The sequence below is a fragment of the Atlantibacter sp. RC6 genome, assembly GCF_014193285.1.
Taxonomy (GTDB): domain Bacteria; phylum Pseudomonadota; class Gammaproteobacteria; order Enterobacterales; family Enterobacteriaceae; genus Atlantibacter.
In genome coordinates this window covers 814,430-826,714 of record NZ_JACHZE010000001.1, presented here as the reverse complement: position 1 = coordinate 826,714, position 12,285 = coordinate 814,430, and the positions used below count along the sequence as shown (strand labels likewise).

Sequence of the window (12,285 nt, the reverse complement as noted above, 5' to 3'; positions counted from 1 at the left end):
GCCGCATTACGCGGCGTTTCTTCAGACCAGCCCGGCAATTACGCGCGAACGAAGTCGATGTGTTGCAGTTTCGGCTTGTAAGCGTGACGCTGTACGGCCTGAACTTTAACTTTTACTTCTTTACCGTCAACAGCGATAGTCAGCACTTCGCTGTAGAACTCAGGCTTAGCCTGCATGTTCATAACCTGGTCGTGGTCCAGTTCGACGGAGATAGCAGCGTCGTTACCGCCATAAATGATGGCCGGGAATTTGTTCGCTGCGCGCAGGCGGCGGCTCGCACCCTTACCCTGCTCTTTACGTACTTCTGCGTTGATAGTAAACATTAACTTTTCTCTTGTTAAATTCCTGTCGCAGGCGACCCAGCGACAGGCAGATTATCTGCTTTGCGGATGCAAAAGCGGGCGGGATTATAGCCATAACCGCCCCCGGCTTCAATGAAAACCGCCGTTAACCGCGTAATTCGTTGGCGCGGCGGTAGCGGCCCTGGTAATCGAACACCTTCTCCCGCACCTGCCAGAAGCGATCTTTCATCCGCGCGACCACAAAATCCGGATGGCGCAGCAGCGCAGGCTGCGCCGCGATATCCGCCGCCGTGATCCAGCGCAGCGGTATGCCGGGAGTGCGGGTATGAGGGCGTAAAAACAGGTGCTCAAAGGCGGTGCGTTGGGCGGGCGTATGCAGGCGGAAGCGCTCACTTACGTCCGCGCCATCTTCATCATAATAGGTGACCTTGAGCCACTCGCCCTTCGCATCGCTGCCGCTTTGCAGTTGCATGCCGCTACAGCGCAGCACCAGCGCGTCCTTCAGCTTCAGCGCCGCTTTCAGCATATCGTCAGGGTCGACCAGCACGGTATCGCATTCATGGCAGCGCCGGGCGGCGATGTCATTTTCTGCATTGCACTGCGGGCAGTTTTTAAAGCGGAAGCGATAGTCGCACTGCTCGCGGTTACCGTCGTCATCCTCCAGCACACCCTGGCAGCGGCGGCCAAAATGCTCGATCAACGTACCGTCGGGGGTGGTTTTCCCCCAGAAAGTATTGGCGAAACCGCAGGCCGGGCAGAACACCTGCACCGGCACATTGTCCGACCCCTTTTTCGCCGCGCCGACTTCCGGGGTAAACAGATCGTGCGGGTTGCCTGCGTAATCGAGGATTAAACAGTCGCTTTTGCCCTCAAACAGCCGCAGCCCGCGCCCGACGATCTGCTGATACAAACTGACCGACTCGGTCGGGCGCAGAATGGCGATCACATCCACATGGGGTGCATCAAAACCGGTGGTCAGCACCGACACATTCACCAGATAGCGGAAGCGACGCGCTTTGAAATCGTTTATCAGCAGGTCGCGTTCCGGGCCGGGCGTTTCGCCGGTGATCAACGCCGCCTCGCCGGCAGGCAGCAGGCCGGTGATCTCCCTGGCGTGTTCGACGGTGGCGGCGAAAATCATCACCCCCATGCGGGTAGCGGCGAAATCGACAATCTGGCTGATGATATGCGGGGTGATGCGGCGCTGTTTTTTCAGTTCGAGGTTCAGGTCCGCCTCGCTGAAAATGCCGTTCGACTGCGGCTGAAGGCGGCTGAAGTCATACTGCACCACCGGCATATCCAGCCGTTCCGGCGGGGTGAGGTAGCCGTGTTTAATCATGTAGCGCAGCGGCAGCTCATAGATGCAGTCGCGAAACAGCGCGTTCTGGTCGCCGCGCACCATGCCATGATAGTGGTACTGATAAATCCAGCCTTTGCCAAGCCGGAAAGGGGTGGCGGTGAGTCCCAACAGGCACAGCCGCGGGTTGCTCTGGCGCAGATGGCGCAAAATCTGCTGATACTGGCTGTCGTCATCGTCGCTGATGCGGTGGCACTCATCGACAATCAGCAGCGAGAACTCCCCCTGAAATTCCTCAAGATTACGCGCCACCGACTGCACGCTGCCAAATACCACTTTGGCCTGGCTCTGCTTGCGCTTCAGCCCGGCGGAGTAAATATCCGCCTCCAGCCCGAGCGCGCAATATTTGGCGTGGTTCTGCTCTACCAGCTCTTTGACATGGGCCAGCACCAGCACGCGCCCACGCGCTACCCGCGCCAGCTCGGCGATAACAATGCTTTTCCCCGCGCCGGTCGGCAGGACGATCACAGCGGGTTCAGCGGATTTGCGAAAGTGGGCGAGGGTGGCGTCTACCGCCTCGCGCTGATAGGGACGTAGCGTTAGCATTCAGTGCTTTTCAAATTCATTAGCGTGCGAAATATCATTTTAATCTTGAGCGGGCCCATTAGCCCGCTATACTCACCGGTCTTAATGATTTCTTCCTTACCAGCCAACGCTGGACCGCGTTAAACAGGCAAAATACTTCAATGCGACTTGATAAATTTATCGCCCAGCAGCTAGGCATCAGCCGCGCTATTGCCGGGCGTGAGATCCGCGCCAGCCGGGTGACCGTTGATGGCGAACCGGTTAAAGACAGCGCGTTCAAACTGAAACCCGAACATGATGTGGCCTATGAAGGCAACTCTCTCGTGCAGCAGAGCGGCCCGCGCTATTTTATGCTCAATAAGCCTCAGGGCTACGTTTGCTCCACTGACGACCCGGATCATCCCACCATTCTTTATTTCCTGGATGAACCGCTGGCGCACAAACTGCATGCCGCCGGGCGTCTGGATATTGATACCACCGGTCTGGTGCTGCTGACCGATGATGGCCAGTGGTCCCATCGTATCACGTCGCCGCGCCATCATTGCGAGAAAACCTATCGGGTGACGCTGGAGTCGCCGGTCGCGGATGATACCGCTGACCAGTTCGCAAAGGGTGTTCAACTGCATAACGAAAAAGATCTCACCAAACCCGCAGTGCTGGAAGTGATCACCCCGACGGAGGTGCGTCTGACCATCAGCGAGGGCCGCTACCATCAGGTGAAGCGCATGTTCGCCGCAGTGGGCAACCACGTGGTGGAGCTGCACCGCGAACGTATTGGCGCGATTGTGTTGGATGACGATTTAGCGCCGGGCGAATACCGCCCGCTGACTGACGACGAAATTGCCAGTGTCGGCTTGCCGTCACGCTAAATGCAGGAGAGTGGAGTGACCACCCGACAAAATTCCTCGATGGGGATCGTCATTATTCTTGGCCTGTTAGCCATGCTGATGCCGCTGTCTATCGATATGTATTTGCCCGCGCTGCCGGTGATTTCCCAGCAGTTCGGCGTGCCCGCCGGCAGCGCCCAGATGACGCTCAGCACCTATATTCTGGGCTTTGCGGTGGGGCAGCTATTTTACGGCCCGATGGCGGACAGCCTGGGCCGCAAGCCGGTGATCCTCGGCGGAACCCTGGTGTTTGCCGTGGCGGCGATAGCCTGCGCGCTCTCCCAGACTATCGACCAGCTGATCGCCATGCGCTTTCTGCACGGCCTGGCGGCTGCGGCGGCAAGCGTGGTGATTAACGCCCTGATGCGCGATATCTATCCCAAAGAGGAGTTCTCGCGCATGATGTCGTTCGTGATGCTGGTCACCACCATTGCGCCGTTGGTGGCGCCGATGGTAGGCGGGGCGGTGCTGGTGTGGTTCAGCTGGCATACTATCTTCTGGATCCTGGCGGTGGCGGCGCTGATCGCCTCGGCGATGATTTTCTTTTTGATTTCGGAAACGCTTCCAGCCGAGCGGCGGCAAAAATTCCACTTCCGCACCACGGTGGGGAACTTTGCCTCGCTGTTTCGCCATAAGCGCGTACTCAGTTACATGCTCGCCAGCGGCTTCAGCTTCGCCGGGATGTTCTCCTTCCTGAGTGCCGGGCCGTTTGTCTATATCGAAATTAACCACGTTTCACCGCAGGATTTTGGTTATTACTTCGCGCTGAATATCGTGTTCCTGTTTGTGATGACGATATTTAACAGCCGCTTCGTACGGCGTATTGGGGCGCTGCGCATGTTCCGCACCGGGCTGTTTATTCAGTTTGCGATGGCGGTGTGGATGGTGGTGAGCGCGCAGTTTAACTTCGGCTTCTGGGCGCTGGTGCTGGGCGTGGCGGCGTTTGTTGGCTGTATTTCAATGGTGGCCTCTAACGCCATGGCGGTCATTCTGGATGAGTTTCCGCATATGGCCGGGACGGCATCATCGCTGGCGGGGACATTTCGCTTCGGCATTGGCGCGATTACCGGCGCGCTGCTTTCAATGTTCACCTTTAATTCCGCCTGGCCGATGATCGGCTCTATTGCGTTTTGCGCGACCTGTTCGCTTCTTTTTTATCTCTACGCCAGTCGTCCAAAAAGACACCGCTAACTGCCACTCCAGGGGTATGAAAACTACCCCTTTCTTAATCCATATCAACGAATAAATTCCCCGGCTCCGTACAATTTGTTTCGCGAATGTAAATGTAAAGGTCTTAAAAAGTCATTTTTTTGTAGTCAAAAAAGGTTGAGTTAGATCGCGTTACAGGTTACATATAGCGCCGAAATGAGAAGTACCGCACAAAAATAAACGGTTACCGATGAATGAGTAACCGAAATTTTTGCAACAGTGTAACCGTTTTCTATGTTGATCATGTTACGTTTCGTCAACATTGTGTTAACCTGTATGTAAAGTGATTGTGATTTTTTGCTCTTGCTGGGGAAGTATTATGAATACGTTACAACTTTCCATCGTCCATCGTTTGCCCAATAGCTATCGTTGGCTGACGGGTTTCGCAGGTTCAAAAGTTGAACCGATTCCGCAATGCGCGCAAAGCGAAGACGATTGCCTGGTGGGCCTGAAGCTGCTCAGCCCGGTGGATAACGCATGGCAGGTGATGAACAAATTAAGCCAGGCGTTAACGGATATTGAAGTGGATTGCGCGGTGCTGGAGTGCGAGGGCGAACCATGCCTGTTCGTGGACCGGCAGGACGAATTCGCGGCGACCTGCCGTCTGAAAAACTTTGGCGTTGCCATTGCCGAAACCTTTTCCGGCCAGAATCCCTTCTGAGGATCAGCGCAGCGTAAGCAGCTGGCGGGTATATTCCGCCGCCGGCGAGGCAAACACCTGCCCGCACGGCCCCTGTTCGACCACTTCTCCCTGTTTCAACACCACCACCTGATGACACAGCGAACGCACCACTTCCAGATCGTGGCTGATAAACAGCCAGGCCAGGCGGTGCTTCGCCTGCAATGATTTCAATAGCGCCAGAATTTGCGCCTGAACGGTTCTGTCGAGAGATGAGGTCGGTTCATCCAGCACCATCAGGTCCGGCTTCAGGATCAGGGCGCGGGCAATGGCGATGCGCTGACGCTGGCCGCCGGAAAACTCCGCCGGATAGCGGTGGCGTGTTTGTGGGTCGAGCCCCACTTCCTGCATCACGTCCATCACCTGGGCTTCGCGCTGTTGGGCGGTCAATTCCGGATGATGTACCCGTAAGCCCTCTTCAATAATTTGCAGTACATCCAGACGGGGATTGAGCGACGAGTTCGGGTCCTGAAACACCACCTGGATGCGATGACGCACCGGCAACATCTGCTTGCGGTTCCACTGATGCAGCGGCTGCCCGTCAAACCAGATTTCACCCAGCGAAGGGATCAGCCGCAGCAGCGCCAGGCCGGTAGTACTTTTACCGGAACCGGATTCGCCCACCAGCCCCAGGCTTTCACCGGCCCGCAGTTCAAAACTCAGATGACGCAGCGCATAGTGGTGCCCTACGGTGCGGCGGAAAATCCCGCGCCGTAGGGGAAACGCGACCTGTAAATCCGCTACCCGTAACAGCACCGGGCTGTCGGCGGGGAGGGCGACCGGATCGCCTTCCGGCTCAGACGCCAGCAGCTTTTGGGTATAAGGGTGATGCGGCTGGCTGAACAGCGGGCGCGTCGCGTTTTGCTCCACGCACTGGCCGTTTTGCATCACCGCGACATTGTCCGCCAGCCTTTTAACGATATTCAGATTGTGGGTGATAAACAGCAGGCCCATATTCAGCTCGCGTTTCAGCTCATCCAACAACTGGAGGATTTGCGCCTGCACGGTGACGTCCAGCGCCGTGGTGGGCTCGTCGGCGATCAGCAACTGCGGGCGGGTCAACAGCGCCATGGCGATCATCACCCGCTGGCGCTCGCCGCCGGAAAGCTGGTGTGGGTAATCATTTAACCGGCTGGCAGGCTGGCGGATCCCCACCCGTTCCAGGCAGGTGAGTATTTCAGCCCGCGCCGGTTCACGGCGCATCCCGCGATGCAACGACAGCACTTCATATAGCTGCTTTTCGATAGTGTGCAGCGGGTTCAGGGACACCATCGGTTCCTGAAAAATCATGGCGATTTTATTGCCGCGCACCTTGCGCAGCTGCGCTTCGCTGGCATGCAGCAGCGTTTGCCCCTGGAACAGAATATCGCCCTGCGGATAGAGCGCAGGCGGCGTCGGCAGCAGGCGCAGAATCGACAGGGCGGTGACGCTTTTGCCAGAACCGGATTCGCCCACCAGCGCCAGGGTTTCGCCCGCGTTGATGCTGAGCGACAGATTATCCACCACCTGGCGTTCAACGTTGTTCTGGCGAAAGGCAATGGAAAGCCCGTCGATGGAGAGCAGGGGAGACGTCATATTACGCTACCTTACTGGGGTCGAAGGCGTCGCGCACCGCTTCGCCGATAAAAATAAGCAGTGACAGCAAAATCGCCAGCGAGAAAAAAGCGGTAATGCCAAGCCATGGGGCCTGTAAGTTATTCTTACCTTGCAACAGCAACTCGCCGAGCGACGGCGATCCCAGCGGCAGACCGAAACCAAGAAAATCCAGTGAGGTCAGCGTGGTGATCGAACCGCAAAGAATAAACGGTAAAAAGGTCAGGGTCGCCACCATGGCGTTGGGCAACATATGCCGCCACATAATGGCCCGATCGTTGACGCCCAGCGCCTGGGCGGCACGGATATAGTCAAAGTTACGGGTGCGCAGAAACTCCGCCCGCACCACGCCGACCAGGCTCATCCAGCCGAAAATCACGGTGATCGCCAGCAGCCACCAGAAGTTGGGCTGCACCACGCTGGACAGCAAAATGATCAGGAACAGCGTCGGCATTCCCGACCAGACTTCGATAAATCGCTGCCCCCACAGATCGACTTTCCCGCCGTAGTAGCCCTGGATCGCGCCTGCCGTCACGCCAATCACGCTGGAGCATAGAGTCAGCATCAGGCCGAACAAAATCGAGATGCGCGTACCGTAAAGGATGCGCGCCAGCACATCGCCGCCGTTGGCGTCGGTACCCAGCCAGTTTTGCGCCGAGGGTGGCGAAGGGAAGGGGAGATCGGTGGCATAGTTAATCGAGTTCGCGCCGAAGCGGATCGGCGCCCACAGCACCCAGCCGTGCTGTTCGATGCGCTGCGCCAGCCACGGGTCCTGATAGTTTGCCCGGGTGGCCAGCGGGCCGCCAAAATCGCTTTCGCTGTAGTTAACCAGCGCCGGGAAAAACCAGCGATCCTGATAATGCACCACTAACGGGCGGTCGTTGGCAATCAGTTCAGAGGCCAGGCTTAATATAAAAATCACCACGAAAATCCACAGCGACCAGAACCCCCGGCGGTTGCGGCGAAATCGCGCCCAGCGCGCCTGGTTTACGGGGCTTAAGCGACTCATCCGCGTCCCTCAAAATCAATACGTGGGTCGACCAGCGTATAGGTGATATCGCTCAGGATATTCAGCAGCAGGCCGATTAGCGTAAAAATATACAGCGTGCCGAACATCACCGGATAATCCCGCGACACGGTGGCTTCATAACCCAACAGCCCCAGCCCGTTGAGAGAAAACATCACTTCTATCAGCAGCGAGCCGGTAAAAAACATGCTGATAAACGCCGCCGGAAATCCGGCGATCACCAGCAGCATGGCGTTGCGAAACACGTGGCCGCGCAGGATCTGTTTTTCGCCCAAACCTTTGGCCCGGGCTGTCACCACATACTGTTTGCGGATTTCATCGAGAAAGGAGTTTTTGGTCAGCATGGTTAACGCCGCAAAACCGCCAATCACCGTCGCCAGCACCGGCAGCGTGATATGCCACAGATAATCGGTAATCTGTTTATACCAGGGCAGGCTGTCGAAATTAGCCGATACCAGGCCGCGCAGCGGGAACAGATCGAACCAGGTGCCGCCCGCGAACAGCACAATCAGCAAGATGGCGAACAGAAACGCGGGAATGGCGTAGCCGACAATGATCAGCGCGCTGCTCCAGACATCAAACGCGCTGCCGTTCCGTACCGCCTTGCGGATACCCAACGGTATCGACACCAGGTAAATAATTAATGTGCTCCAGAGCCCAAGGGTGATAGACACCGGCAGGCTGTCGCGGATCAGCGCCAGCACCGAGGCGCTGCGAAACAGGCTGTTGCCGAAATCGAAACGCACATAGTCCTTCAGCATGGTGAAATAGCGCTCATGCAGCGGTTTATCAAAACCGTAGCGTTTGGTGATCTCTTCAATAATCTCCGGATCTAACCCACGCGCGCCGCGATACTGGCTATCGCCAGGGTTGCGCACGCCCGCCTGGGCATGGCCCAGGCCGCCCCCTTCGCCACTGACGCCCGGGATCCCGCCGCCGCGGCCAAACTGAATAGCGGAAATCGCCTGATCCACCGGCCCGCCCGGGGCGATCTGGACGATGAAAAAGTTAATCGTGATGATCGCCCACAGGGTCGGGATAATCAGCAGCAGACGACGAATCAGATACGCGCCCATTGTCGCTCCTTAACGCCGCGCGGCGGGCAGTTTTTCCGCCCGGTTAACGTCATACCACCAGGTATCGAAACCCAGGGAATAGATGGGCGCTACCGCCGGATGGGAAAACTTATCCCAGTACGCGTAACGGTCGGAGGACATATACCACATGGGCAGCATATAGAAATTCCAGGTGAGGACACGGTCCAGCGCGCGGCCCAGCGGCAGCAGTTTATCTTTATCGCCCTGATGCGCCATAATCTGCGCGATCAGCTTATCCACCACCGGGCTTTTCACGCCGGGCGCGTTATAGGTGGAATCAATGTATTCCGATGCCCAGGAGATTTGCAGATCGGAGCTCGGCCACGGCATGGCGCGCCACAGCGTCGGCATCATGTCGTAGTCCCGGGTGCGTAGCCGGTTGGTGATTTGTGAGTTATCCACCTGGCGAATATTCAGCGTAATGCCCAGGCGTTCAAGATTATGCTGGAACGGCAGCACCCACTGGTTATTGCCGCCAGAGGAGAGCAGCAGCTCAAAGCTGAACGGTTGGCCGGTTTTCACGTTTATCAGCTGTTGGTTTTTCAGCTCCCATCCTGCCTGTTTCAGCAACTCGATGGCTTTCAGCAGATTGTCCCGGTCGAAACCGTCGCCTTTGGAAACCGGCGGCTGATAGATTGAGGTGAACACCTCTGGCGGCAGGTCGGCTTTCATCGGGGCCAGTAAGACCAGTTCATCGGCTTTGGGATAATCGCGCGCGGCATAGTCGGTATTCTGGAAATAGCTGTTGGCGCGGCTGTATGCGTTATAGAACAGCGCTTTGTTCATCCATTCAAAATCAAACGCCAGGGTGATGGCCTCGCGCACCCGGCGGTCGGCAAACTGGGGCCGTTGGATATTGAACGCCAGCCAGCGGGTATCGGTGGCCGCCTCGCTTTTCTTCTCATCTTTGACAATGTACTTATTGTCGAAATTTTTGCCGATATAACGGGTGGCCCAGTTTTTGGCGCTGACTTCGCTGCGGAAATCAAACGCGCCCGCCTTAAACGCTTCAAACGCCACATTATCGTCGAGGTAGTAGTCGTAGCGGATAGTATCGAAGTTCCAGCGTCCGCGGTTTACCGGCAGATTTGCACCCCAGTAATCCTTCACCCGCGAATAGGTCACGTACTGGCCCATTTTCCAGGCGGTGATTTTATACGGACCGCTCGCCAGCGGTGGGGTGGAGAGCGGATCGCTCAGCTTATGATCTTTCCAGAACGCTTTCGGCATCACCGGCAGGGAAAACAGCCCCAGCAGGTTCTCTTTGCCCGGCGTGGCGAGTTCGATACGCACCGTCAGCGGCGCGATGGCTTTCACCGTCGCACCTTTGTAATAAATCCGGAACTGGGGCACGCCTTCGGTCATAAATTTTGAGAAGGTGAAAGCGACATCTTCGGCAGTAATCGGGCTGCCGTCGTGGAAGCGGGCGCGGGGGTTCATTTCGACTTCCGCCCAGGCGTAGTTATCCGGATAGCGTACCCGTTCGGCAATCAGCGGATAGTAGCTGGCCGGCTCGTCATCGGAGGTGGTAAACAGCGCGTCGTAGAGATTTTCGGTGCGCACCGCCGCATTGCCGCGCAGGGCGTAGCGGTTAAAGTTATCAAAGGTGCCGATAGTAGAAAGTGTGATATTGCCACCCTTGGGCGCGGCAGGGTCGACGTAGTCAAAGTGGGTGAAATCTACGGCGTATTTCGGTTCGCCCAGCACCGCCAGCGAATAGCTTTCTTTAATTTCTTGTGTATATCCCACGCTGCTTATCAGGCTAAGCAGTAAAATCAGTGCGCGCGCAAGCATACGATGGCGTGATCCTGTAGTTATCCCGGCGCTGCCGCCGGGCTAAGCTGTTGTCTGTGAATAATAAGTGAGGGGCGCGAGATTGTGAAATAAATGTCCCGACATTCTCGCGGAATCGGTTATTTACCCGATCGCTGGCGCTGCCAGTCGATAAGCTGGGCCACGCGTACCGGGCGGGAAAAGAAAAATCCTTGCAGGTAATTCACCCCGCGATCGCGCAGCCATTTGGTCTGTTCCCAGGTTTCTACCCCCTCGGCGACGGTGGTCATGTTTAACCGGCGGGCGAGGGTGATCACCGCATCCAGCACCGGCGAGGTCACCGTTTCGGTGCCGATGGCGTTAACGAAACCGCGATCGATTTTCAGGTAATCCAGAGTAAAGCGCTCCAGGTAGATCAGCGCGCTGTGGCCGGTGCCGAAATCATCCACGGCGATCTCGAATCCCTGCTGGTGCAGCCATTCAAACAGCGACACCGCTTCTTTCTCCTGGATCATATCCCGTTCGGTAATTTCAAAAACCACCTGGAAATGGCCGTCGGGCAGTGAGGCGGCGAACTGGCGGATATCCTCTTTAAACCCCGGCGAATGCAAATGCCCTGGCGCGATATTCACGCCGAGTTTCGCGCCCCGGGGCAGGATACCCATCAGCAGCGGGGCCTCTTTGGCGATCAGCTTAAACAGATGGCGGGTCAGCGGCACAATAAGCTGTTGGGCTTCGGCAAAGTTAATAAACGCGTCGGGCGGGATAGCGCCCGCCGTAGGGTGTTCCCAGCGCATCAGCACTTCCGCGCCGGTCATGGTGAGATTTTTGGATTCCACCACCGGTTGCCAGACAATATAAAACTGATTGCGGCGTATGCCTTGCAGGATCTCCTTACCGGAGCGCTGACGGACATACAGCAGGTAACCGCACAGGCATCCGCCGAGCGCGCCAGACAAAATCCCGGCCAGGGCTGACAGCGCAATATCCTCCCGGGACCAGGTTCTGCCGTAAATAAATAGCTTGATGGGATAATCCGCCAGGGTGACGGTACGCAGGGGCGGCGATGCCAGGCTGGCAACGCTGTGAACGCCGGGCGACGCCGTGCTAATGGCTTTATCGCCGATTGCCAGCGCCACGCTTGCCGCATCGCGATGGCGTGACGTGAACAGCAGATAGGGCGTTAAATTGACATTCAACGTTGTGAATATCCCGCGCTGCGCGTTAGCGGGATCCTGATACCAAATAGCGATAGTCGGTTTGCCGGGCATCATCGGCGTACCGGGCATGATTTCTAAATCAATCTTTTGATGGGTATCGATTGCCGGCGCCAGCTTCGCCATGGGTTCCGACATACTGCCCGTCGCCGATGAACAGTAGGCCGTGTCGTTATTGACCAGCACGAAGGCGCGGACGTTAATATTGAACGCCGCACGGGACGTAAGATCGGCGGAGACGTGATTACATTCTGACTGGGTGAGCGGCTGTAGCGTATCGGCAACCGCTTCGAGATCGTTGAAGTAATCGCGCATGTAACGCTGTACACCCTGCGCCAGTATGTCATAGCCCTGTTCACGCTTGTGGTGCAGCCACAAGGCGTAAAGCGCGGACGTGATCATCGCTATGACGACGCCGACGATCATGCTCGTCATGATCATTTTCCGTGGCGTCGTCAGATAGCCCTCAAAGATAGGGGTTGCTCTCATCCTGCGAGGCTCTCTGTGCTCATCGTAAGGGGGAGGTGTTACCTGACACTATAACCTGGTTAATGAAAGGCGTGAGCGCGGTGTGTACGGCAAACAAAAAACGCTGCCGGGGCAGCGTTTTTTGTTGAAT

Annotated in this window: 10 protein-coding genes; 3 read left to right on the top strand and 7 right to left on the bottom strand. The window is 56.9% G+C overall.

Annotation, left to right across the window (positions count from 1 at the left end; translation table 11 throughout):
• Positions 1 to 38 precede the first annotated feature (38 nt).
• Both rplY and FHW74_RS03975 read right to left on the bottom strand, forming a co-directional pair.
• Positions 39 to 323, bottom strand: a complete 285-nt coding sequence (gene rplY / locus FHW74_RS03980; RefSeq protein ID WP_183169248.1) for a 50S ribosomal protein L25 — start codon at positions 321 to 323, stop codon at positions 39 to 41.
• Between the two features lie 124 nt (positions 324 to 447).
• Entirely contained in the window at positions 448 to 2,205 is a 1,758-nt protein-coding gene (locus tag FHW74_RS03975; RefSeq protein ID WP_183169247.1) for a DEAD/DEAH box helicase, read from the bottom strand.
• 140 nt (positions 2,206 to 2,345) lie between these two features.
• Here FHW74_RS03975 and rsuA point away from each other — a divergent pair, with 140 nt between their 5' ends.
• The 3 genes from rsuA (at position 2,346) to FHW74_RS03960 (ending at position 4,941) form a co-directional block, all read left to right on the top strand.
• On the top strand, positions 2,346 to 3,053 hold the full coding sequence (gene rsuA / locus FHW74_RS03970; RefSeq protein ID WP_183169246.1) for a 16S rRNA pseudouridine(516) synthase RsuA: 708 nt from the start codon (positions 2,346 to 2,348) through the stop codon (positions 3,051 to 3,053).
• A gap of 15 nt (positions 3,054 to 3,068) precedes the next feature.
• Positions 3,069 to 4,262 (top strand): Bcr/CflA family multidrug efflux MFS transporter, encoded by a 1,194-nt coding sequence (locus tag FHW74_RS03965; protein WP_183169245.1) that lies wholly within the window; start codon positions 3,069 to 3,071, stop codon positions 4,260 to 4,262.
• Between the two features lie 337 nt (positions 4,263 to 4,599).
• Entirely contained in the window at positions 4,600 to 4,941 is a 342-nt protein-coding gene (locus FHW74_RS03960; RefSeq protein ID WP_125291609.1) for a YejG family protein, read from the top strand.
• A 3-nt stretch (positions 4,942 to 4,944) separates the two neighbouring features.
• Here the strand turns inward: FHW74_RS03960 and yejF are convergent, their stop codons facing one another.
• The 5 genes from yejF to FHW74_RS03935 form a co-directional block, all read right to left on the bottom strand.
• Positions 4,945 to 6,534: a microcin C ABC transporter ATP-binding protein YejF gene (yejF, locus tag FHW74_RS03955; RefSeq protein WP_183169244.1), complete on the bottom strand. Its 1,590-nt coding sequence runs from the start codon at positions 6,532 to 6,534 to the stop codon at positions 4,945 to 4,947.
• A gap of 1 nt (position 6,535) precedes the next feature.
• The gene (locus FHW74_RS03950) at positions 6,536 to 7,561 is read right to left on the bottom strand and encodes a microcin C ABC transporter permease (protein ID WP_183169243.1); all 1,026 of its coding nucleotides are present in this window, start codon (positions 7,559 to 7,561) and stop codon (positions 6,536 to 6,538) included.
• Positions 7,558 to 8,655: a microcin C ABC transporter permease YejB gene (locus FHW74_RS03945; protein WP_183169242.1), complete on the bottom strand. Its 1,098-nt coding sequence runs from the start codon at positions 8,653 to 8,655 to the stop codon at positions 7,558 to 7,560. The genes FHW74_RS03950 and FHW74_RS03945 overlap by 4 nt, the downstream gene beginning before the upstream one ends.
• Before the next feature lie 9 nt (positions 8,656 to 8,664).
• The gene (locus tag FHW74_RS03940) at positions 8,665 to 10,470 is read right to left on the bottom strand and encodes an extracellular solute-binding protein (protein ID WP_183169241.1); all 1,806 of its coding nucleotides are present in this window, start codon (positions 10,468 to 10,470) and stop codon (positions 8,665 to 8,667) included.
• A 119-nt stretch (positions 10,471 to 10,589) separates the two neighbouring features.
• On the bottom strand, positions 10,590 to 12,155 hold the full coding sequence (locus FHW74_RS03935; RefSeq protein ID WP_183169240.1) for a cyclic di-GMP phosphodiesterase: 1,566 nt from the start codon (positions 12,153 to 12,155) through the stop codon (positions 10,590 to 10,592).
• Positions 12,156 to 12,285 lie beyond the last annotated feature (130 nt).